Below are 23,100 nucleotides of genomic sequence, written 5' to 3' on the forward strand. Positions count from 1 at the left end.
TTCGCTCTCCCTTATTTCTTCTTCAACGGTGTCTTCACCGCTGGAGTAACAATCACTTTACCGCCTGGGGCACCTGGAATGGCGCCTTTAACCATGATGAGATTACGTTCTGCATCAATGCGTGCGATGACTAAATTTTGTACAGTACGTGTCTCGTCACCAAGGTGGCCTGTCATGCGCTTACCTGGGAAAACACGGCCTGGATCTTGCGCCATACCGATAGAACCTGGCACGTTATGTGAACGTGAGTTACCGTGTGACGCACGACCTGAAGCGAAGTGATGGCGCTTGATGGTACCGGCATAGCCTTTACCAATCGTTACACCCTGTACGTCCACTTTTTGGCCAGCTGCAAAGGCAGTGTCAGCAGGAATAACTTGTCCTGGTGCCATTTCTGCGATTTTTGCAGCATCTAATTGAAATTCATTGAGACCGTTACCAGCCATCACCCCTGCTTTAGCGAAGTGACCAGCCATTGCTTTGGTAACGCGAGTAGCTCTACGTGTGCCATGTGCCAACTGGATAGCATCATAGCCATCAGTTGCCTGGGTCTTGATTTGAGCGATTCTGTTGTCGCTCACGTCAATTACGGTAACAGGAATTGCTTCCCCTTCGTCCGTAAATAGACGGGTCATGCCGATCTTGCGACCGATTAAGCCTAAGCTCATATTCATGCTCCACGCCGACTTCGATTGGTCGGCAAAATTAATTTAAGTGATTTACAAGTAAAAGTACTTCTAAATCAATAAGTTGCAACGTTTTTAATGCTGATAAAACTTTAAAATTCGTCCAAATAATTGAGCGAAGCCTTAGATTCTATCCCGAAAGTCCAGTCTTGGCAAGCGCAAAGACTGGAAATACCCAATTACTGCAACTTAATTTCGACGTCCACACCCGCTGGGAGGTCTAATTTCATCAAGGCATCCACTGTTTTCTCTGTAGGATCAACGATATCCATCAAACGCAGATGGGTACGAATCTCTAACTGATCACGGGAGGTCTTGTTCACGTGTGGTGAACGCAGAATGTCAAAACGCTCAATACGTGTTGGCAAAGGGACTGGACCCTTAACAACTGCACCAGTACGCTTAGCTGTATCAACGATTTCAGCAGCAGACTGGTCGATTAAACGGTAATCAAATGCTTTAAGACGAATACGAATTTTTTGGTTTTGCATATTAATTCCAAAGAGCGTTGCGGTGCTGCCGCGTTATATTTCTAAAGAGCACGGTGACATCTGCAGCACAGATGTCACCGGTTAGCAAACCGCTAAATAATATTTATTTCTACCGCTTTAAATCTAATTACTTAAGCCAAAATCTTCGAAACCACGCCGGAGCCAACAGTTCGGCCACCTTCACGGATCGCAAAACGCAAACCTTCATCCATCGCGATTGGGGCGATGAGCTTGACGGTAATTTCTACGTTATCACCTGGCATGACCATTTCTTTGTCTTTTGGCAACTCGATTGACCCTGTTACGTCCGTAGTACGGAAGTAAAACTGAGGACGATAGTTGTTAAAGAATGGGGTATGACGACCACCTTCATCTTTACCCAAGATATATACCTGAGCAGTAAAGTGAGTATGTGGTGTGATTGAACCTGGCTTAGCCAATACTTGGCCGCGCTCAACTTCTTCACGTTTCGTGCCGCGTAACAAGATGCCGACGTTATCACCTGCTTGACCTTGGTCGAGCAATTTGCGGAACATTTCAACACCAGTACATGTGGACTTTAAGGTTGGCTTGATACCGATGATTTCGATCTCTTCGCCCACTTTGATAATACCGCGCTCAATACGGCCTGTTACAACAGTACCGCGACCAGAGATGGAGAACACATCTTCTACTGGCATCAAGAAAGCGCCGTCAACAGCACGGTCTGGCGTAGGGATAAATGTATCGAGTGCATCAGCTAACTTCATGATGGCTTCTTTACCCATAGGGCCTTCGTCGCCCTCTAAAGCCAACTTAGCAGAACCTTGAATAATCGGAGTGTCATCACCAGGGAATTCATACTTAGTCAGAAGCTCGCGCACTTCCATTTCAACTAACTCAAGTAATTCAGCGTCATCGACCATATCGCACTTGTTCAAGAACACGATGATGTATGGAACACCGACTTGGCGTGCCAAGAGGATGTGCTCACGCGTTTGTGGCATTGGGCCGTCCGCTGCAGAGCAAACCAAAATAGCGCCGTCCATCTGAGCAGCACCAGTAATCATGTTCTTGACATAGTCAGCATGTCCTGGGCAATCGACGTGAGCATAGTGACGGTTCGCTGTCTCATACTCGACGTGCGCAGTATTAATCGTAATACCGCGGGCTTTTTCTTCTGGAGCAGCATCGATCTGATCGTATGCTTTTGCTTCGCCACCGAACTGCTTAGAGAGCACGGTTGCAATTGCTGCAGTTAAGGTGGTTTTACCGTGGTCAACGTGACCAATAGTGCCTACGTTTACGTGCGGTTTTGTCCGCTCAAACTTTTCTTTTGCCATTTTTTTGTCTGCCTTCTTAGCTAGTCAATATTCAAAATAATGTGGATAAATTACTTCGCTTTAGCAGCCATCACTGCTTCAGCAACGTTCTTAGGTGCTTCGGAATAATGCTTAAATTCCATGGTGTAGGTAGCGCGACCTTGGGTCAACGAGCGCAAGCCAGTTGAGTAACCAAACATCTCTGCCAATGGCACTTCAGCGCGTACGATCTTACCGCCCCCTGGAATGTCATCCATACCTTGCAAAATACCGCGACGGGATGAAAGGTCACCCATTACGTTACCCATGAAATCTTCTGGCGTTTCTACTTCTACGGCCATCATTGGCTCAAGCAACACAGGGGCCGCCTTACGCATACCGTCTTTGAATGCCATCGAGCCCGCCATCTTAAATGCATTTTCGTTGGAATCAACATCATGATATGAGCCGAAGAACAATGTTGCCTTGATATCTACCACTGGATAGCCAGCCAAAATACCGGAGTTCAATGTTTCACGAATTCCTTTTTCTACTGCAGGAATGTATTCACGAGGAACTACACCGCCCTTAATAGCATCAACGAATTCAAAACCTTTGCCTGGTGCTTGTGGCTCAAGCTTCAAGACCACGTGACCATACTGTCCACGACCACCGGATTGCTTAACAAACTTGCCTTCGATCTCTTCGCAAACCTTACGAATTGTTTCACGATAGGCTACTTGTGGTTTACCAACAGTGGCTTCAACACCGAACTCGCGACGCATACGATCAACCAAAATTTCTAAGTGGAGCTCGCCCATTCCAGAAATAATTGTTTGACCAGACTCTTCATCCGTTTTCACGCGGAATGAGGGATCTTCTTGAGCTAAACGATTCAATGCCAGACCCATTTTTTCTTGGTCAGGCTTTGTTTTAGGCTCAACTGCTTGTGAGATCACTGGCTCTGGGAATACCATGCGCTCCAAGATAACAATGCTATCTGGATCACACAATGTTTCGCCTGTAGTTGCGTCCTTTAGACCAACTGCAGCAGCAATATCACCTGCGTAAACCTCTTTGATTTCTTCGCGTTGGTTTGCGTGCATCTGCAACAAACGACCAACACGTTCTTTCTTACCCTTGATTGGGTTGTAGATCGTATCGCCTGACTTCATCACGCCTGAGTAAACGCGGAAGAAAATCAGCTGACCAACAAATGGGTCAGTCATGATCTTAAATGCCAATGCAGAGAATTTTTCCTTATCGGAAGCTTCACGAGTTGTCGGTGTGCCATCTTCCAATTCGCAAGGAACTGGTGGAACGTCTAACGGGGATGGTAACAACTCCACTACCGCATCCAACATTGCCTGAACACCTTTGTTTTTGAAAGCAGTTCCGCACATCATTGGAATGATTTCATTAGCAATCGTACGTTGACGCAAGGCTGCTTTAATTTCATCTTCGGTCAACTCTTCGCCGCCAAGATACTTTTCCATCAACTCTTCTGAACTTTCAGCTGCGGCTTCAAGCATCTTTTCACGCCATTCGTCAGCAGACGCTTTTAGCTCGGCTGGAATTTCTTCGTAGCTAAATTTAGTGCCTTGTGATTCCTCATCCCAATAGATAGCCTTCATCTTGACCAAGTCCACAACGCCTTTGAAGTTTTCTTCAGCGCCAATCGGAATCTGGATCAATATCGGGTTTGCCTTAAGACGTAACTTCATCTGGTCATAGACCTTGAAGAAGTTCGCGCCCGTGCGGTCCATCTTGTTTACAAAGGCTAAACGGGGAACCTGATACTTGTTTGCTTGACGCCAAACAGTTTCAGACTGGGGCTGTACACCACCTACTGCACAGTAAACCATGCAAGCGCCATCCAAAACGCGCATTGAGCGCTCAACTTCGATGGTGAAGTCTACGTGTCCTGGGGTATCAATAATATTGATACGGTGCTCTGGGAAGTTGCCTGCCATGCCTTTCCAGAACGTTGTAGTAGCAGCAGAAGTAATCGTGATACCACGCTCTTGCTCTTGCTCCATCCAGTCCATGGTTGCAGCGCCATCATGTACTTCACCAATTTTGTGATTAACGCCGGTGTAGAACAAAACGCGCTCTGTAGTTGTGGTCTTACCTGCGTCAATGTGCGCAGAAATACCGATATTGCGGTATTTGTCGATGGGGGTTTTACGTGCCACTGTTGGTGCCTTTTCTTTACTATTGGATTAGAAGCGGAAATGTGAGAAAGCTTTGTTAGCTTCTGCCATACGGTGAACTTCTTCACGCTTCTTCATTGCGCCGCCACGACCTTCAGCAGCTTCTAATAATTCATTGGCTAAACGTTGTGCCATTGATTTCTCACCGCGCTTTTTAGCGGCTTCACGCACCCAGCGCATTGCCAAAGCAGAGCGGCGTGATGGGCGAACTTCAACAGGAACCTGATAGTTAGCACCGCCAACACGACGACTCTTCACCTCAACCATTGGCTTAACATTGCCCATAGCTGTAGAGAAAATTTCGAGCGGTTCTTTATTTGCTTTTTTCTCGATGTGATCAAAGGCACCGTAAACGATACGCTCTGCAACCGATTTCTTGCCGTCCAACATCAGGACGTTCATAAATTTAGCGACTTCTACATTGCCGAATTTTGGATCCGGCAAAATTTCCCGTTTGGGAACTTCACGACGACGTGGCATAACTACTCCTTCAGTTCAGTTAGGGATGATCCAAATGGATCATCCACTCCAGTTGTCCTACTATCTAAGAAAAATTCTTAGACGGAACAACCACTTACTTGTCTTTTGAGTCTGACAAACAACGACTTACTGCGAATACTTGAAACTGCTATTAAGCAGCTTTCTTAGCGCGCTTAGCACCATACTTGGAACGAGACTGCTTACGGTCTTTAACACCTTGCAAGTCAAGTGAACCACGAACGATGTGGTAACGAACACCTGGCAAATCCTTTACACGACCACCACGAATCAACACTACTGAGTGTTCCTGGAGGTTATGGCCTTCACCACCAATGTATGAAATAACTTCAAAACCATTGGTTAAGCGAACTTTAGCTACTTTACGTAGCGCAGAGTTAGGCTTTTTAGGAGTGGTTGTGTACACACGTGTACATACACCACGGCGCTGCGGGCTGTTTTGCAGCGCAGGGCTCTTGCTTTTAACGGTCAGCCGACTTCTTGGCTTACGTAATAATTGATTAATTGTTGGCATAAAATAGCTCGGTTAGTACTTCTTTGTTGCTTTCTTCAAGAAAATCAATGACTTAGATAATTTCTAGGTCAAAAAGACCCTCTTCTGAATCAGTAGAACTCAGCATTCTAGCTTGGCCAGCCTTTTCCGTCAACCAAATGGGGAAAAAACTGGCCATTTCTAGCCAGAAACACTAAATTAGCTTGGATCCGCCTCTGCAGCAGGAGCAATCACTTCAGCCTCTATTTCTACAGGCATATCAGCCATTGCTTCTTCTTCAGCAGCAATCATTTGAGCGCGGTCACGGTCAAATTGCTCTCTGACCTTGCGAGCACGGCGATAAGCCAAGCCCGTACCGGCAGGGATCAAACGACCAATAATGACGTTTTCCTTGAGGCCACGCAGTGTATCGGTCTTGCCCATAATGGCGGCTTCGGTCAATACACGGGTGGTTTCTTGAAAAGAAGCCGCTGAAATGAAGCTGTCTGTCGACAAGGATGCCTTGGTAATACCTAGCAACACATTCTCGAACTGAGCTGGGCGCTTACCTGCAGCAATTACTAAATCATTGGCGTCATACAGTTTTGAGCGCTCAACTTGCTCACCGGTGATGTAGGCAGTATCGCCGCCATCCGTAATTTGCACGCGACGCAACATTTGACGCACGATGACTTCAATGTGCTTGTCATTAATCTTCACGCCTTGCAAACGGTAAACGTCTTGAACTTCATCAACGATGTAGATCGCCAACTCTTCAATACCTCTGAGAGTCAAGATGTCATGTGGATCAGCAGGGCCTTCCACAATCATCTCGCCCTTGTTCACAACTTGACCGTCGTGAACCAGAACTTGCTTCTCTTTCGGAATCAAAAATTCATTCGCTTCGCCGTCCATATCGGTAATCACTAAACGCTGCTTACCTTTGGTTTCTTTACCAAAGGAAACAGTTCCAGTAACTTTAGCCAATACAGCAGCATCTTTTGGTGAACGCGCTTCGAACAATTCAGCAACACGCGGCAAACCACCGGTGATGTCACGAGTCTTCTGCGATTCGATTGGAATACGCGCTAATACTTCACCTACTTCAACTTTTTGACCATCTTTAACAGTAATCAAAGCACCCACTTGGAGGCCAATGTTTACTGGGTGATCCGTACCTGCGATCATGACTTCTCCGCCCTTAGCATCAACCAGGTTGATCATTGGACGAACACCTTTGCTTGCTGCAGAGCGACGCTTACCGTCAATCACCACCAAAGTGGAAAGACCGGTTACTTCGTCAACCTGCTTAGCAACGGTAACGCCTTCTTCAACGTTATCGAAGCGAGCGATGCCAGCGTATTCAGAAATGATTGGGCGTGTTAGTGGATCCCAAGTCGCTAAGCTTGCGCCTGCCTTGACTGCCGCATCTTCTTTCAACAAGAGAGTTGCACCGTAAGGTACCTTATGACGCTCGCGCTCACGACCATTGTCATCGACGATCAAAGCCTCGCCTGAACGTGAAATCACGATCTGCTCACCCTTGGCGTTCTTCACAACACGCATCGTGCCGGAGAACTTCAGTGCACCGTTCGACTTGGCTTCAATATTGCTTGCAACCAAGGCACGTGATGCTGCGCCACCGATGTGGAAGGTACGCATAGTCAACTGTGTACCTGGCTCGCCGATAGATTGAGCAGCGATTACACCGACTGCCTCACCCACATTGACCAAACCACCGCGACCTAAATCACGACCATAGCACTTAGCGCATAAACCAAAACGAGTTAAGCATGACAACACCGTGCGCACTTTAACTTCGTCAATGCCTAAGGCAACAATTTCATCGACATGGTCTTCGTCGAGCAAAGTGTCATTAGGAACAATGATTTCTTGCGTATCTGGATGAACGATATCGCCGATACAAACACGACCCAAAATGCGATCGCGCAATGCTTCGATAATTTCGCCGCCTTCAACAAGCGCCTTCATTGTTACGCCAGAAGTTGCGCCGCAATCATCCTCGATGACAACTAGATCTTGTGTTACGTCGCACAAACGACGTGTCAAGTAACCCGAGTTCGCTGTCTTCAATGCCGTATCAGCCAAACCTTTACGAGCACCGTGAGTTGAAATGAAGTACTGCAATACATTTAAGCCTTCACGGAAGTTCGCAGTAATTGGAGTTTCAATAATGGAGCCATCCGGCTTCGCCATCAAACCACGCATACCGGCTAACTGACGAATCTGCGCTGCAGATCCACGCGCACCAGAGTCCGCCATCATGTAGATGGAATTAAAGGATTCTTGACGAGCTGTCTTGCCATTGCGGTCGAGTACATCAACGTGTGACAACTCATCCATCATCGCCTTACCAACTTGATCGCCAGCAGCACCCCAAATATCGACTACGTTGTTATAACGTTCTTGATTGGTTACGAGGCCTGACATGAACTGCTTGTCATATTCCTTAACCTTATTGGTTGCATCATTAATAATGCGCTCTTTAGAAGTCGGGATCAGCATATCGTCGATCGCGATCGAGATACCCGCCTTAGTAGCTAAGCGGAAACCAGACTGCAAGAGACGGTCAGCAAAAATAACCGTTTCACGAAGACCACACTTACGGAAGGAAGTGTTGATCAGGCGTGAAATTTCTTTTTTCTTCAAAGGCTTGTTAATTTCCTCGAAAGACATGCCTTTAGGCAAAATTTCTGACAAGATTGCACGACCAACTGAAGTTTGATAAATCGATGTCTTTTCAGCAAAACGGGCATCGCCCTCTGCCTTCTTGTCCACGATTTCATGTTCAGTTATACGCACAGCAACGCGGGAGGCCAATTCAACCTGGCCAGCTTCGTATGCACGCACTACTTCAGTAATGTTGGCGAAAACCATGCCTTCGCCCTTACCGTTGATCTTGTCACGAGTAGCGTAGTACAGACCCAACACCACGTCCTGTGAAGGAACGATCGATGGCTCGCCGTTAGCAGGGAACAATACGTTGTTCGAGGCCAACATCAAGGTACGCGCTTCCATTTGTGCTTCGAGCGACAAAGGAACGTGAACCGCCATTTGGTCACCGTCAAAGTCGGCATTGAATGCTGCGCAGACTAGTGGGTGTAATTGGATCGCCTTGCCTTCAATCAGCATTGGCTCGAAAGCCTGAATACCAAGACGGTGCAAGGTAGGCGCACGGTTCAACATAATTGGATGTTCACGAATCACCTCTTCGAGAATGTCCCAAACGATTGGAGTCTGACTTTCAACTTCTTTCTTCGCGGCCTTAATAGTGGTCGCGATTCCTAAAGTTTCGAGCTTATTGAAAATAAATGGCTTAAACAATTCCAAAGCCATCAGTTTTGGCAAGCCGCACTGATGTAGTTTCAGTGTTGGGCCAACGACGATGACTGAACGACCAGAGTAGTCAACCCGTTTACCCAGCAAGTTTTGACGGAAACGACCGCTCTTACCTTTAATCATCTCAGCCAAGGACTTGAGAGGACGCTTGTTAGCGCCAGTCATGGCCTTGCCGCGACGACCGTTATCGAGCAATGAGTCAACCGCTTCTTGCAACATGCGTTTTTCGTTACGAACAATGATCTCTGGTGCGCGCAACTCTAACAAACGCTTGAGACGGTTGTTACGGTTGATCACGCGACGATAGAGGTCGTTCAAATCGGAGGTAGCAAAGCGACCGCCATCCAATGGCACCAATGGGCGCAATTCAGGTGGCAATACTGGCAATACTTCCATGATCATCCAGTCAGGTTTAATCCCTGAAGTCTGGAACGCCTCAAGCACTTTTAAGCGCTTAGCGTATTTCTTGATCTTGGCATCGCTACCGGTGGCTTTTAAGTCTGCACGAATAGTTTCCACTTCACGGTCAATATCAATACCGCGCAATAGATCGCGAATACCTTCAGCGCCCATGATGGCAGTAAATGCGCCGTCACCATACTCTTCAGTCTTGGCAATGTACTCATCTTCAGACATGATCTGGCCGCGCTTCATGGCGCCTTCAGGTGTCATGCCTTCGTCGACGACTACATAGGCCTCAAAGTACAGAACGCGCTCAATATCCCGCAAAGTCATATCGAGAACCATGCCCAAACGGGATGGTAATGACTTCAAGAACCAGATGTGGGCTACAGGGGCCGCCAACTCAATGTGGCCCATGCGCTCACGCCGTACTTTAGCAAGCGTCACTTCAACGCCGCACTTCTCGCAGATAACACCGCGGAACTTTAGGCGCTTGTACTTACCGCATAGGCACTCGTAGTCTTTGGTTGGTCCAAAAATCTTGGCGCAAAACAGACCATCACGCTCGGGCTTAAAAGTCCGGTAGTTGATAGTTTCTGGTTTGCGTACTTCACCAAAAGACCATGAGCGAATTTTCTCAGGGGATGCAAGACCAATCTTGATGACATCAAACTGCTCATCACCCTGCGTTTGCTTAAATAAATCGAGCAATGCTTTCATATCAGTTGCGCTCCATGTCAATGTCAATACCCAACGAGCGGATTTCTTTTACCAGCACGTTGAAGGATTCGGGCATGCCAGCATCAATTGTGTGCTCGCCCTTGACGATGTTTTCGTAAACCTTGGTACGGCCTGCGACGTCATCGGACTTCACTGTCAGCATTTCCTGCAAGACATATGAAGCACCGTATGCTTCGAGGGCCCAAACTTCCATCTCACCAAAGCGCTGACCACCAAACTGGGCTTTACCGCCTAGTGGCTGCTGCGTTACTAAAGAGTAAGGTCCGGTTGAACGGGCATGCATCTTGTCATCTACCAAATGGTGGAGCTTCAAGACGTGCATGACACCCACTGTCACTGGACGCTCAAACTGATCACCAGTACGACCATCGCACAGAATCATTTGCTGGCGTGATGGCGTCATCTTTAAAGAAGTAGCTACTTCCTGTGGATATGCCAATTCAAGCATGCGGCTGATTTCTGCTTCAGTTGCACCGTCAAATACGGGAGTAGCAAATGGCAAACCTTGGCGTAAATTCTCAGCCAAAACGGTAATTTGCTCATCCGTAAAGTTATCGATGTCTTCAATGCGGCCAGTTTCGTTGTACAGCTGCTTCATGAACTTACGGAGCTCAGCTTGCTTTACTTGTTGACGAACCATCTCATCAATTCGCTTGCCGATACCTTGTGCAGCCCAACCTAAGTGGGTTTCCAAGATCTGACCTACGTTCATACGAGAAGGAACACCTAATGGATTCAAGACAATATCCACAGGACGTCCGTCTGCCATAAACGGCATATCTTCGGCAGGAGCAATTTTAGAAACTACCCCTTTGTTACCGTGACGACCGGCCATCTTGTCGCCAGGCTGTAAACGACGCTTCACGGCCAAGTAAACCTTGACCATCTTTGTCACGCCAGGCTGCAAGTCATCGCCTTGAGTTAACTTGGTGCGCTTCTCTTCAAAAGCCTCATCAAACTGCTTACGCTTTGCTTCGATAGAAGACTTGATTGCCTCAACTTGAGAAGCAACTTCATCATCCGCAGGACGCACATCGAACCAATGGTATTTTTCTAGATCAGCAAGATATTCCTTGTCGATCTTAGTGCCTTTAGCTAATTTCTTAGGGCCCCCATTAGCAACTTTGCCAATCAACAGCTTTTCTAAGCGCATGAAGGCATCGCCTTCAACAATACGCAACTGGTCATTTAAGTCCAAACGGTAGCGTTGTAATTCTTCTTGAATAATTGCTTGTGCACGAGCATCGCGTTCAATACCTTCACGAGTGAACACTTGAACATCAATGACGGTACCAATCATTCCTGAAGGAACGCGTAAAGAGGTATCTTTAACATCAGATGCTTTTTCACCAAAGATCGCACGGAGTAACTTCTCTTCTGGAGTGAGAGTGGTCTCACCCTTTGGAGTAACTTTACCTACCAATACGTCACCAGCTTCAACTTCAGCACCAATGTAAACAATACCGCTCTCATCCAAACGGGAGAGTTGTGATTCTGCCAAGTTGGAGATATCGCGCGTAATTTCTTCTGAACCTAGCTTGGTATCACGAGCAACGACTGACAACTCCTCAATATGAATCGAGGTGTAACGGTCGTCAGCAACCACCTTCTCAGAGATCAAGATTGAATCTTCGAAGTTGTAACCATTCCATGGCATAAATGCCACAGTCATGTTTTGACCCAAAGCCAATTCACCTAAATCGGTAGAAGCGCCGTCAGCAACAACGTCGCCACGGGCCACACGATCACCAGCCTGAACGATTGGACGTTGGTTGATGTTGGTATTTTGGTTTGAACGGGTGTACTTGATGAGGTTATAAATATCCACACCCACTTCACCAGCCGCTGTCTCGTCATCGTTTACACGAATCACCACACGGTTTGCGTCAACATAATCAACGATACCGCCACGAGATGCCAAGATCACAGTACCAGAGTCAATTGCAACAATACGCTCTAAGCCCGTACCAACCAATGGCTTATCTGGACGCAAGCAAGGAACTGCTTGACGCTGCATGTTCGCACCCATCAAGGCACGGTTCGCATCATCGTGCTCTAAGAATGGTACTAGTGAAGCAGCAGCAGAAACGATCTGACTAGGGGCAACGTCGATGAAATCAATACGCTCCGGGCTAACCATCATGGTTTCGCCAGCTTGACGCGCTGAAACCAATTCATCGGCCAATTTACCGTTCTTATCAATCGTCGCATTTGCCTGAGCAATGATGTACTTTGCCTCTTCGATAGCGGAGAGATACATTACTTCATCGCTCACTTTGCTATTCGCTACCTTACGATATGGCGTCTCAAGGAAACCATGCTCATTTAGGCGTGCAAACAAGGCAAGCGAGTTAATCAGACCAATGTTTGGTCCTTCTGGAGTTTCAATTGGGCAAACGCGTCCATAGTGAGTAGGATGCACGTCACGCACTTCAAAGCCTGCGCGCTCGCGAGTCAAACCACCAGGTCCCAATGCAGAAATACGACGCTTGTGCGTGATCTCTGAAAGTGGGTTGGTTTGGTCCATAAACTGGGACAACTGCGAAGATCCAAAAAATTCACGAATCGCTGAAGAGATTGGCTTGCTGTTAATCAAATCATGCGGCATCAGGTTTTCAGTTTCAGCCTGGCCGAGACGCTCTTTCACTGCACGCTCAACACGTGACAAACCAGCGCGGAATTGATTCTCCGCTAATTCACCAACGCAACGTACACGACGATTACCTAAGTGATCGATATCGTCCACTTCGCCTTTACCATTACGTAAATCAACGAGCAGCTTAATGGTGTCAAGAATATCTTCGTTTGACAAGACCATGAGGCCTTCCATCTCAGCACGGCCGAGACGGCTGTTGACTTTCATACGGCCAACGCGAGATAAATCGTAGCTATCTTCGTTGTAGAACAGGCGCTGGAATAAAGCCTCAACCGCATCTTCGGTTGGCGGCTCACCAGGACGCATCATGCGATAGATGGCAATACGGGCAGCCATTTGATCAGCAGTTTCGTCAGTACGCAAGGTCTGTGAAATGTATGCGCCAGAATCCAAATCATTGGTGTAGATTGTTTCCAATTGCTTGATGCCGGCATCACGCAATGTAGCTAACAACTCTTCAGTGATTTCATCATTAGCGTATGCCAAGATTTCACCAGAGTCTGGATCAATGATGTTACGGGCAACTACGCGGCCAACTAAGTAGTCATCTGGAACAACGATGTTCTTGGTTTTAGCAGCTTCAAGTTCACGAATATGTTTCGCATTGATACGCTTATCTCTTTGAATGACAACTACGCCATTCTTATCCAGCACATCAAAGTTAGCCATCTGACCACGCAAACGCTCCGGAACAAATTCCATTGATGCGCCATTTGCGCTCAATGCAAAATGATCAAAGTTAAAGAAGTTAGCAAGAATCTGCTCGTTGTTTAAACCAATTGCTTTGAGCAAAATGGTTACTGGCATCTTGCGACGACGGTCAACGCGGAAATACAGAATATCTTTTGGATCAAATTCGAAATCGAGCCATGAGCCACGGTAAGGAATAATGCGTGCTGAGAACAGCAACTTACCTGAGCTATGGGTCTTACCTTTATCGTGCTCAAAGAACACGCCTGGGGAACGGTGTAACTGAGATACGATCACGCGCTCAGTACCGTTGATAACAAAAGAACCGTTATCTGTCATGAGTGGAATCTCACCCATGTAGACTTCGCTCTCTTTTACCTCTTTCACCTTAGTAGGCGCTTCGCGATCATAAATAATCAAGCGAACTTTTGCGCGTAAGGCAGAGTGGTATGTATAACCCCGTTGTTGACATTCTTTAACGTCAAATGGTGGCTGTGCTAATTGGTATGACACGTATTCCATACGTGCATAGCCATTATTGGACACAATTGGGAATGCTGATGTAAAGGCAGCTTGAAGTCCCTCTGTAAGACGAGACATGGCTGGCTTTTCAGCCTGTAAAAATTTAGCGTAGGATTCCAGCTGAGTTGCGATCAGGTACGGAACCTGGTGGTTGTTTACTCGCTTAGCAAAGCTTTTACGGACTCGCTTGCGTTCGGTGAAGCTGTAGTTCATTTCATCTCCGAATTCAGCGACTGTACAAAGATTTGGCGATTGGCCACTACCAATCACTGGCGGACAACACTAAATCAATCGATCTAGTGTCCGACCAAACTTGCATTCTGCAGTCGTATCAGAAGGCAAACCCGATTTCAATCAGAAATGAAATCGGGTTTGACCACTAATGGTCAAACCCAACATGGCTAATGCTCCTGATACAGAAGCATTAGCGCAGTGTGTATTACTTAATTTCTGACTTAGCGCCAGCGTCGTCCAACTTCTTCTTGGCTTCTTCAGCTGTCTTCTTATCAACAGCTTCTTTGATTGGCTTCGGTGCGCCATCAACCAAGTCTTTAGCTTCTTTCAAACCAAGACCAGTAATTTCACGAACAGCTTTAATTACTGAAACTTTATTTGCGCCAGCTTCGAGCAAGTTCACAGTAAATTCTGTTTGCTCTTCAGCAGCAGCACCGCCGCCAGCACCAGCAGGACCAGCAACAGCCATTGCTGCAGCTGATACGCCAAACTTCTCTTCGAACGCCTTAACTAAGTCATTCAAATCCATTACGGACATGCTACCTACTGCATCAATGATTTCTTCTTTGGTAATCGCCATTTTTAGCTCCTAATACTTAATAGTTAATCTGTCGCTTATTCAGCGGCAGGGGTTTCACTTGTTTCTGTTCCAGCTTCTGGGCTTGCTGCTACAGGCTCTGCACTTGCCTCTGGAGCGGCGGCTTCAGCTACTACTTCAGCTGGGGCTGCTACTTCTGCTGCAGGTGCTGCAACTGGAGCAGGTGCTCCTGCTGCTTTTTGAGCTGCTACTGCGCCCAATACGCGAGCCATTGCAGATACTGGGGCCAACATGACGCCCAACAACTGTGATAACAACTCATCGCGGCTTGGAATAGACGCGAGGGATTTAACGCCCGCTACGTCCAACAACTTGCCGTTGTATAAGCCAGCAGTAATGACTAGCTTGTCTTGAGTCTTAGCAAAGTTCTGCAATACTTTTGCCGAAGCAATTGGATCAGCAGAGATGCCGTAGATCAAGGGGCCAACCATCGAATCAGCAAGAGGCTCAAACTGTGTGCCTTGTGCAGCACGGCGTGCCAATGTGTTCTTCAAAACGCGAAGATAGACACCTTGGTCACGTGCGCTAGCACGTAGCTTTGTCAATTGCTCTACTGGAATACCACGGTATTCAGCGAGCACGACTGTTTGAGCTCCAGCCAATTGAGCGCCGACATCAGCAACAATCGCTTTTTTGTCTTGTACATTCAAAGGCACGGTTTAACTCCTAAAAAACCAACTGTTTCCAGTTGGGGTTACACACCAGCGTCTGATCATTTGTCACAAGAGTCTTGTGAAATCTTTTCAGGGTCGCCATCTGCGTTGGCTCTTACTTTCGTAACAATTAAGAATGTATTTCTTTACGAGCAAACAATTCACCAACGGTCTTTGATGTTCGACTCTCACTCAAAGAGCAAAAGCCGACCCAAAGTTCTTTTTTACAAGCGGATTGAATTCTTTTTACTGCGCCGCTTGAATCGATGCTTGGTCTACACGTACGCCTGCACCCATCGTGCTGCTTACGGCAACCTTCTTTAAATAAATACCCTTAGATGCAGGTGGCTTCGCTTTGTTCAAAGCCTCCAGCAATGCGAGTAAGTTGGATTTCAATGCAGCTGGCTCGAATGAACGACGTCCAATACTGGCGTGCACAATACCGGCTTTGTCCACACGGAATTGCACTTGACCTGCCTTTGCATTTTTCACTGCAGTAGCTACGTCAGGAGTAACTGTTCCTACTTTTGGATTAGGCATCAAACCACGTGGGCCCAATACTTGACCTAAAGTACCAACAATCTTCATTGTGTCTGGAGATGCGATCAAAATATCGAAATCGATTTTGCCGCCTTTAATTTGTTCAGCCAGCTCTTCCATGCCAACGATTTCTGCACCGGCAGCTTTAGCTTGTTCCGCTTTTTCGCCCTGTGCAAAAACAGCTACACGAACATGCTTACCTGTACCAGCTGGGAGCACAACTGCGCCACGCACAACTTGGTCAGATTTCTTCGCATCAATACCTAATTGAACCGCAACATCAATAGACTCATCGAACTTAGCAGTTGCACACTCTTTAACAAGGTTTAACGCATCTTCTAATGCATAAAACTTATTGCGATCAACTTTAGATTCGATTGCTTTTAAACGCTTAGATAACTTAGTCATGATTAGAGGCCTTCCACTGTGATGCCCATGGAGCGGGCGCTACCAGCGATTGTTCTTACAGCGGCATCCATATCAGCTGCTGTCAAATCTGGCATTTTGGCTTTAGCAATTTCTTCTGCTTGAGCACGGGTAATTTTTCCTACCTTATCGGTATGAGGACGTGGTGAACCTTTTTCGATCTTTGCAGCCTTCTTAATCATGATGGTCGCTGGAGGCGTCTTCATGATGAATGTGAAGCTCTTATCAGCAAAAGCGGTAATCACCACTGGAATTGGTAGGCCAGGTTCCATGCTCTGAGTTTGAGCATTAAACGCCTTACAGAATTCCATAATATTGAGACCGCGTTGACCCAAAGCTGGACCTACGGGAGGGGATGGATTTGCTTTACCTGCAGGGATCTGCAACTTGATAAAGCCAATAATCTTCTTTGCCATTGATTGCTCCTAAAAGCGCGCCTTACCTCATTAGGAAAGACCGCTGTTGAGTAAACGCTTCACTAGTTTTTGGCTTTCTAGATCAGCTCCTCGGTTATTACTAACCTCTTCAAACCTACTGCCACCACTAAACAGGGCTAAGCCCTTGTTTTTACATCTTTTCTACTTGCCCGAACTCCAGCTCAACTGGGGTACCACGGCCAAAAATTGTAACAGAAACGCGCAATCTTGACTTCTCATAGTTCACTTCTTCAATATTGCCGTTAAAGTCGACGAATGGTCCCTCTTTAACGCGAACCATCTCACCAACCTCAAACAAGGTCTTCGGCTTAGGTTTATCCACCCCAGCCTGCATTTGATCCATGATTTTGGTGACTTCGGCAGTCGAAATCGGGCTTGGGCGGTTTCTTACACCCCCAACAAAACCAGTCACTTTTGGCGTGTTTTTGACCAAATGCCAGCTTTCATCCGTCATTTCCATCTCAATCAGGACATAACCTGGGAAGAAACGACGCTCAGAAACCGATTTCGTGCCAGATTTGATTTCCACAACCTCTTCAGATGGAACCAAAATACGGCCAAATTTTTCCGGCATACCAGAACGCGCGATGCGCTCTTCTAAGCCTCTTTTAACGCTTTTTTCCATCCCTGAATAGGCATGGATGACATACCAGCGCATATTGCCAGTGGCTTGTGGGTTGGAGACCAATTCAATATCAATCATTTTTTCTCACTCACTTCCAGCCAAGAAAGACTGAAAAAACTAGCCATTCAATTAATTTGTCGGCAAACCACAAAAATAAGGACATGATCAGGACAAAGCCAAATACGACTAAAGTCATTTGGGTAGTCTCTTTACGAGTTGGCCAAACAACCTTCTTTACTTCATACCAAGAATCTTTTGCATAGGCTATAAAACGACGCCCATCCGGTGACATCGCCACAATCAAAACTGCAACTGCAATGCCACCAAACAAAACTGCTAAGCGCACCAACATAGATTGGTCGGCCAGCGTGTAATAAAGCACTAACGCTGCAACGACAATTAAAGCAGCGAGTATGGATACCCAGCTACTTTTTTCTTCAGAGTGACTTACTGTTTGTTGAGACATATTACTTTCAGTTCAAATCGTGGCAGGGGCGGAGGGCATCGAACCCCCAACCTTTGGTTTTGGAGACCAACGCTCTGCCAATTGAGCTACACCCCTTTATAAAAACGCATTACAACTTAAAACTATTAAGCCAAAATCTTCGAAACCACGCCGGAGCCAACAGTTCGGCCACCTTCACGGATCGCAAAACGCAAACCTTCATCCATCGCGATTGGGGCGATGAGCTTGACGGTAATTTCTACGTTATCACCTGGCATGACCATTTCTTTGTCTTTTGGCAACTCGATTGACCCTGTTACGTCCGTAGTACGGAAGTAAAACTGAGGACGATAGTTGTTAAAGAATGGGGTATGACGACCACCTTCATCTTTACCCAAGATATATACCTGAGCAGTAAAGTGAGTATGTGGTGTGATTGAACCTGGCTTAGCCAATACTTGGCCGCGCTCAACTTCTTCACGTTTCGTGCCGCGTAACAAGATGCCGACGTTATCACCTGCTTGACCTTGGTCGAGCAATTTGCGGAACATTTCAACACCAGTACATGTGGACTTTAAGGTTGGCTTGATACCGATGATTTCGATCTCTTCGCCCACTTTGATAATACCGCGCTCAATACGGCCTGTTACAACAGTACCGCGACCAGAGATGGAGAACACATCTTCTACTGGCATCAAGAAAGCGCCGTCAACAGCACGGTCTGGCGTAGGGATAAATGTATCGAGTGCATCAGCTAACTTCATGATGGCTTCTTTACCCATAGGGCCTTCGTCGCCCTCTAAAGCCAACTTAGCAGAACCTTGAATAATCGGAGTGTCATCACCAGGGAATTCATACTTAGTCAGAAGCTCGCGCACTTCCATTTCAACTAACTCAAGTAATTCAGCGTCATCGACCATATCGCACTTGTTCAAGAACACGATGATGTATGGAACACCGACTTGGCGTGCCAAGAGGATGTGCTCACGCGTTTGTGGCATTGGGCCGTCCGCTGCAGAGCAAACCAAAATAGCGCCGTCCATCTGAGCAGCACCAGTAATCATGTTCTTGACATAGTCAGCATGTCCTGGGCAATCGACGTGAGCATAGTGACGGTTCGCTGTCTCATACTCGACGTGCGCAGTATTAATCGTAATACCGCGGGCTTTTTCTTCTGGAGCAGCATCGATCTGATCGTATGCTTTTGCTTCGCCACCGAACTGCTTAGAGAGCACGGTTGCAATTGCTGCAGTTAAGGTGGTTTTACCGTGGTCAACGTGACCAATAGTGCCTACGTTTACGTGCGGTTTTGTCCGCTCAAACTTTTCTTTTGCCATTTTTTTGTCTGCCTTTAGTTAACTCTTAAACCAACACACGAAATTAAAATTAATACAAATGAAGCCTGGTGCCCATGGGCAGGATCGAACTGCCGACCTCTCCCTTACCAAGGGAGTGCTCTACCACTGAGCCACATGGGCAAAACTCAATCCATTACTACAAATTCTGGAGCGGGATAAGAGAATCGAACTCTTGACCGAAGATTGGAAATCTGCTGTTTTACCATTAAACTAATCCCGCACATCTCTGGTGGAGGGGGTAGGATTCGAACCTACGTAGGCATAGCCAACAGATTTACAGTCTGCCTCCTTTAGCCGCTCGGACACCCCTCCGCGAACCCAATATTCTGACTCCAATTGGAGTTTCTGTCAATCCTCAATACCTCAAAACGCTTTGCACAAGTAAAAACGCCCAGACCTAAGAGGGTCTGGGCGTCGCATTGGTGCCCGGCAGTTACCTACTTTCACACGGGTAATCCGCACTATCATCGGCGTAAAGTCGTTTCACTGTCCTGTTCGGGATGGGAAGGAGTGGTTCCAACTTGCTATGGTCACCGGGCGTAGAGGATCGAACTGTTGATAAATCAACAGTTCTATTTGAGTAAGCATGTAATTAAGGATGCAGATTAAATCTGGCAAACATCCAACACAATAGTGCTGGTTATAGGATCAAGCCTAACGGGCAATTAGTATCAGTTAGCTTAACGCATTACTGCGCTTCCACACCTGACCTATCAACGTTGTGGTCTTCAACGACCCTTTATGTAGGTTAAACCTACGGGAGATCTCATCTTCAGGCAAGTTTCCCGCTTAGATGCTTTCAGCGGTTATCTCTTCCGTACATAGCTACCCTGCGATGCTTCTGGCGAAACAACAGGTACACCAGCGGTACGTCCACTCCGGTCCTCTCGTACTAGGAGCAGCCCCCGTCAAATCTCCAACGCCCATGGCAGATAGGGACCAAACTGTCTCACGACGTTTTAAACCCAGCTCACGTACCTCTTTAAATGGCGAACAGCCATACCCTTGGGACCGGCTACAGCCCCAGGATGAGATGAGCCGACATCGAGGTGCCAAACACCGCCGTCGATATGAACTCTTGGGCGGTATCAGCCTGTTATCCCCAGAGTACCTTTTATCCGTTGAGCGATGGCCCTTCCATACAGAACCACCGGATCACTATGACCTGCTTTCGCACCTGCTCGACTTGTCGGTCTCGCAGTTAAGCACGCTTTTGCCATTGCACTTTAGGTACGATGTCCGACCGTACCAAGCGTACCTTCGTACTCCTCCGTTACACTTTGGGAGGAGACCGCCCCAGTCAAACTGCCTACCATGCACTGTTCCCGACCCAGATAATGGGCCAAGGTTAGAACCTCAAACAAACCAGGGTGGTATTTCAAGGTTGGCTCCAGCGGAACTAGCATCCCGCTTTCAACGCCTCCCACCTATCCTACACAGACCGGTTCAAAGTCCAATGCAAAGCTACAGTAAAGGTTCATGGGGTCTTTCCGTCTAGCCACGGGTAGATTGCATCATCACAAACATTTCAACTTCGCTGAGTCTCAGGAGGAGACAGTGTGGCCATCGTTACGCCATTCGTGCAGGTCGGAACTTACCCGACAAGGAATTTCGCTACCTTAGGACCGTTATAGTTACGGCCGCCGTTTACTGGGACTTCAATCAAGAGCTTGCACCCCATCATTTAATCTTCCAGCACCGGGCAGGCGTCACACCCTATACGTCCACTTTCGTGTTTGCAGAGTGCTGTGTTTTTATTAAACAGTCGCAGCCACCTTTTTATTGCAACCCTTTCGTCCTCCCCTTGTACAGGGTCAAACTACCAGGGCGTACCTTATCCCGAAGTTACGGTACAAATTTGCCGAGTTCCTTCTCCTGAGTTCTCTCAAGCGCCTTAGAATACTCATCTCGCCCACCTGTGTCGGTTTGCGGTACGGTCTTGTTAGACTGAAGCTTAGAGGCTTTTCTTGGAACCACTTCCAATTGCTTCGCGAATAAATTCGCTCGTCTCACGCCCTTGAATTACGCTACCGGATTTACCTAATAGCCATCTCCAACGCAAGAACCGGGACTTCCAACACCCGGACAACTTTCCGCGATCCGTCCCCCCATCGCATCTAACAATGGTCAAGGAATATTAACCTTGTTCCCATCAGCTACGCATCTCTGCCTCGCCTTAGGGGCCGACTCACCCTGTTCCGATGAACGTTGAACAGGAAACCTTGGGCTTACGGCGAGGGGGCTTTTCACCCCCTTTATCGCTACTCATGTCAGCATTCGCACTTCTGATACCTCCAGCATCCTTTACAAGACACCTTCACAGGCTTACAGAACGCTCTCCTACCATCACATTGCTGTGATCCGCAGCTTCGGTTATATGCTTAGCCCCGTTACATCTTCCGCGCAGGACGACTCGATCAGTGAGCTATTACGCTTTCTTTAAAGGATGGCTGCTTCTAAGCCAACCTCCTGACTGTTTTAGCCTTCCCACTTCGTTTCCCACTTAGCATATATTAGGGACCTTAGCTGGCGGTCTGGGTTGTTTCCCTCTTGACACCGGACGTTAGCACCCGATGTCTGTCTCCCGTGCTTGCACTTGTAGGTATTCGGAGTTTGCTATGGCGCAGTAATCCGCAATGGACCCCACTACCATGACAGTGCTCTACCCCCTACAGTGATACACGAGGCACTACCTAAATAGTTTTCGGAGAGAACCAGCTATTTCCAGTTTTGTTTAGCCTTTCACCCCTATCCACAGCTCATCCCCTAACTTTTCAACGTTAGTGGGTTCGGTCCTCCAGTACGTGTTACCGCACCTTCAACCTGGCCATGGATAGATCAACTGGTTTCGGGTCTACACCCAGCAACTAGCGCCCTATTCGGACTCGCTTTCGCTACGCCTTCCCTATTCGGTTAAGCTTGCTACTGAATGTAAGTCGCTGACCCATTATACAAAAGGTACGCAGTCACCCCTTACGAGGCTCCTACTGTTTGTATGCACACAATTTCAGGATCTATTTCACTCCCCTCCCGGGGTTCTTTTCGCCTTTCCCTCACGGTACTTGTTCACTATCGGTCGATTACGAGTATTTAGCCTTGGAGGATGGTCCCCCCATATTCAGACAGGATTTCACGTGTCCCGCCCTACTTGTCTCTAGCCTAGTACCACTCAATAATTTTCACATACGGGACTATCACCCTTTATTGTTGGACTTTCCATTCCATTCTGTTAATTACTGAGATATCACTAGAAGGCTGTTCCCATTTCGCTCGCCACTACTCTGGGAATCTCGGTTGATGTCTTTTCCTCTCGCTACTTAGATGTTTCAGTTCACGAGGTTCGCTTCTCATACCCTATGTATTCAGGTATGGATACCACAAAAGTGGTGGGTTTCCCCATTCAGAAATCCCCGGATCAAAGCTTATTTACCAGCTCCCCGGGGCTTATCGCAGGTTATAACGTCTTTCGTCGCCTGTAATCGCCAAGGCATCCATCATGTGCACTTATTCACTTGATCCTATAACGAGCACCATTGCTAGCACCTGTTACAGGTTTATTTCTACTTCTGACATGTTTGCCGTAATCCAAACTGTAAGTACTTGTTAAAGAACTTGGTAAAACTCGTTTGTATTACTGATTGATGATTCAATCTTTACCCTTATTACATTGTCAAATGTCCTCTCAAAGAAACATTTGACACTTTGCTTACTCAAATTTTTAAAGAACAGCCATAAATGGCAAAACTAAACAATTAACAAATTGCTTAGTTTTG

The 23,100-nt window shown here is 47.1% G+C and carries 14 protein-coding genes, 4 tRNA genes, 2 rRNA genes and 1 pseudogene; all 21 read right to left on the reverse strand.

What is annotated here, in order from left to right; all coding sequences use genetic code 11:
• Nucleotides 1-11: 11 nt before the first annotated feature.
• The 21 genes and pseudogenes from rplC to ICN15_RS07205 all read right to left on the reverse strand — a co-directional run bounded on the left by rplC (nucleotide 12) and on the right by ICN15_RS07205 (nucleotide 22,845).
• Entirely contained in the window at nucleotides 12-668 is a 657-nt protein-coding gene (gene rplC, locus ICN15_RS07105) for a 50S ribosomal protein L3 (protein ID WP_215306983.1), read from the reverse strand.
• Nucleotides 669-865: 197 nt separating this feature from the next.
• Nucleotides 866-1,177, reverse strand: a complete 312-nt coding sequence (rpsJ, locus tag ICN15_RS07110; RefSeq protein ID WP_011901899.1) for a 30S ribosomal protein S10 — start codon at nucleotides 1,175-1,177, stop codon at nucleotides 866-868.
• A 131-nt stretch (nucleotides 1,178-1,308) separates the two neighbouring features.
• Complete coding sequence (gene tuf / locus ICN15_RS07115) at nucleotides 1,309-2,499, reverse strand: elongation factor Tu (protein WP_216201998.1); 1,191 nt, start codon at nucleotides 2,497-2,499, stop codon at nucleotides 1,309-1,311.
• Between the two features lie 50 nt (nucleotides 2,500-2,549).
• Nucleotides 2,550-4,652, reverse strand: coding sequence for an elongation factor G (gene fusA / locus ICN15_RS07120; RefSeq protein WP_216201999.1), 2,103 nt, complete (start codon nucleotides 4,650-4,652; stop codon nucleotides 2,550-2,552).
• Nucleotides 4,653-4,679: 27 nt separating this feature from the next.
• Nucleotides 4,680-5,150: a 30S ribosomal protein S7 gene (gene rpsG, locus ICN15_RS07125; RefSeq protein ID WP_011901897.1), complete on the reverse strand. Its 471-nt coding sequence runs from the start codon at nucleotides 5,148-5,150 to the stop codon at nucleotides 4,680-4,682.
• Between the two features lie 151 nt (nucleotides 5,151-5,301).
• Nucleotides 5,302-5,682, reverse strand: a complete 381-nt coding sequence (rpsL, locus tag ICN15_RS07130; RefSeq protein WP_062307031.1) for a 30S ribosomal protein S12 — start codon at nucleotides 5,680-5,682, stop codon at nucleotides 5,302-5,304.
• A gap of 177 nt (nucleotides 5,683-5,859) precedes the next feature.
• The gene (rpoC, locus tag ICN15_RS07135; protein ID WP_216202000.1) at nucleotides 5,860-10,122 is read right to left on the reverse strand and encodes a DNA-directed RNA polymerase subunit beta'; all 4,263 of its coding nucleotides are present in this window, start codon (nucleotides 10,120-10,122) and stop codon (nucleotides 5,860-5,862) included.
• Between the two features lies 1 nt (nucleotide 10,123).
• Nucleotides 10,124-14,224, reverse strand: coding sequence for a DNA-directed RNA polymerase subunit beta (gene rpoB / locus ICN15_RS07140; RefSeq protein ID WP_216202001.1), 4,101 nt, complete (start codon nucleotides 14,222-14,224; stop codon nucleotides 10,124-10,126).
• Between the two features lie 226 nt (nucleotides 14,225-14,450).
• Nucleotides 14,451-14,825 carry a 50S ribosomal protein L7/L12 gene (gene rplL, locus ICN15_RS07145; RefSeq protein ID WP_216202002.1) on the reverse strand — a complete coding sequence of 125 codons (375 nt, stop codon included), beginning with the start codon at nucleotides 14,823-14,825 and terminating at the stop codon, nucleotides 14,451-14,453.
• Nucleotides 14,826-14,980: 155 nt separating this feature from the next.
• A pseudogene (rplJ, locus tag ICN15_RS07150) lies at nucleotides 14,981-15,499 on the reverse strand (50S ribosomal protein L10); the annotation flags it as partial.
• Nucleotides 15,500-15,742: 243 nt separating this feature from the next.
• Entirely contained in the window at nucleotides 15,743-16,444 is a 702-nt protein-coding gene (rplA, locus tag ICN15_RS07155) for a 50S ribosomal protein L1 (RefSeq protein ID WP_215305628.1), read from the reverse strand.
• Between the two features lie 2 nt (nucleotides 16,445-16,446).
• Nucleotides 16,447-16,878: a 50S ribosomal protein L11 gene (gene rplK / locus ICN15_RS07160; protein ID WP_011901890.1), complete on the reverse strand. Its 432-nt coding sequence runs from the start codon at nucleotides 16,876-16,878 to the stop codon at nucleotides 16,447-16,449.
• A 151-nt stretch (nucleotides 16,879-17,029) separates the two neighbouring features.
• Entirely contained in the window at nucleotides 17,030-17,602 is a 573-nt protein-coding gene (gene nusG / locus ICN15_RS07165; protein ID WP_216202004.1) for a transcription termination/antitermination protein NusG, read from the reverse strand.
• A gap of 10 nt (nucleotides 17,603-17,612) precedes the next feature.
• Entirely contained in the window at nucleotides 17,613-17,990 is a 378-nt protein-coding gene (gene secE, locus ICN15_RS07170; protein ID WP_216202005.1) for a preprotein translocase subunit SecE, read from the reverse strand.
• A 20-nt stretch (nucleotides 17,991-18,010) separates the two neighbouring features.
• Nucleotides 18,011-18,086: transfer RNA gene (locus ICN15_RS07175), tRNA-Trp, on the reverse strand.
• A 29-nt stretch (nucleotides 18,087-18,115) separates the two neighbouring features.
• Nucleotides 18,116-19,306, reverse strand: coding sequence for an elongation factor Tu (gene tuf, locus ICN15_RS07180; RefSeq protein ID WP_216201998.1), 1,191 nt, complete (start codon nucleotides 19,304-19,306; stop codon nucleotides 18,116-18,118).
• A 66-nt stretch (nucleotides 19,307-19,372) separates the two neighbouring features.
• Nucleotides 19,373-19,447 (reverse strand) — tRNA-Thr (locus ICN15_RS07185).
• A gap of 26 nt (nucleotides 19,448-19,473) precedes the next feature.
• A tRNA-Gly gene (locus ICN15_RS07190) sits at nucleotides 19,474-19,547 on the reverse strand.
• Nucleotides 19,548-19,554: 7 nt separating this feature from the next.
• Nucleotides 19,555-19,639 (reverse strand) — tRNA-Tyr (locus ICN15_RS07195).
• Nucleotides 19,640-19,751: 112 nt separating this feature from the next.
• Nucleotides 19,752-19,865: ribosomal RNA gene (rrf, locus tag ICN15_RS07200) — 5S ribosomal RNA — on the reverse strand.
• Between the two features lie 106 nt (nucleotides 19,866-19,971).
• Nucleotides 19,972-22,845, reverse strand: a 23S ribosomal RNA gene (locus ICN15_RS07205).
• Between the last annotated feature and the right edge of the window lie 255 nt (nucleotides 22,846-23,100).

It is taken from the genome of Polynucleobacter sp. CS-Odin-A6, from assembly GCF_018882095.1.
Taxonomy (GTDB): Bacteria; Pseudomonadota; Gammaproteobacteria; order Burkholderiales; family Burkholderiaceae; genus Polynucleobacter.

Excerpts from the sequence above, each read along its gene's own strand:
- secE (WP_216202005.1), bottom strand. The coding sequence starts at position 17,990 with ATGTCTCAACAAACAGTAAGTCACTCTGAAGAAAAAAGTAGCTGGGTA.
- rplA (WP_215305628.1), bottom strand. The coding sequence starts at position 16,444 with ATGACTAAGTTATCTAAGCGTTTAAAAGCAATCGAATCTAAAGTTGAT.
- nusG (WP_216202004.1), bottom strand. The coding sequence starts at position 17,602 with ATGATTGATATTGAATTGGTCTCCAACCCACAAGCCACTGGCAATATG.
- rplL (WP_216202002.1), bottom strand. The coding sequence starts at position 14,825 with ATGGCGATTACCAAAGAAGAAATCATTGATGCAGTAGGTAGCATGTCC.
- rplK (WP_011901890.1), bottom strand. The coding sequence starts at position 16,878 with ATGGCAAAGAAGATTATTGGCTTTATCAAGTTGCAGATCCCTGCAGGT.
- tuf (WP_216201998.1), bottom strand. The coding sequence starts at position 19,306 with ATGGCAAAAGAAAAGTTTGAGCGGACAAAACCGCACGTAAACGTAGGC.
- rpsJ (WP_011901899.1), bottom strand. The coding sequence starts at position 1,177 with ATGCAAAACCAAAAAATTCGTATTCGTCTTAAAGCATTTGATTACCGT.
- rpsG (WP_011901897.1), bottom strand. The coding sequence starts at position 5,150 with ATGCCACGTCGTCGTGAAGTTCCCAAACGGGAAATTTTGCCGGATCCA.
- rpoC (WP_216202000.1), bottom strand. The coding sequence starts at position 10,122 with ATGAAAGCATTGCTCGATTTATTTAAGCAAACGCAGGGTGATGAGCAG.
- tuf (WP_216201998.1), bottom strand. The coding sequence starts at position 2,499 with ATGGCAAAAGAAAAGTTTGAGCGGACAAAACCGCACGTAAACGTAGGC.
- rpsL (WP_062307031.1), bottom strand. The coding sequence starts at position 5,682 with ATGCCAACAATTAATCAATTATTACGTAAGCCAAGAAGTCGGCTGACC.
- rplC (WP_215306983.1), bottom strand. The coding sequence starts at position 668 with ATGAGCTTAGGCTTAATCGGTCGCAAGATCGGCATGACCCGTCTATTT.
- rpoB (WP_216202001.1), bottom strand. The coding sequence starts at position 14,224 with ATGAACTACAGCTTCACCGAACGCAAGCGAGTCCGTAAAAGCTTTGCT.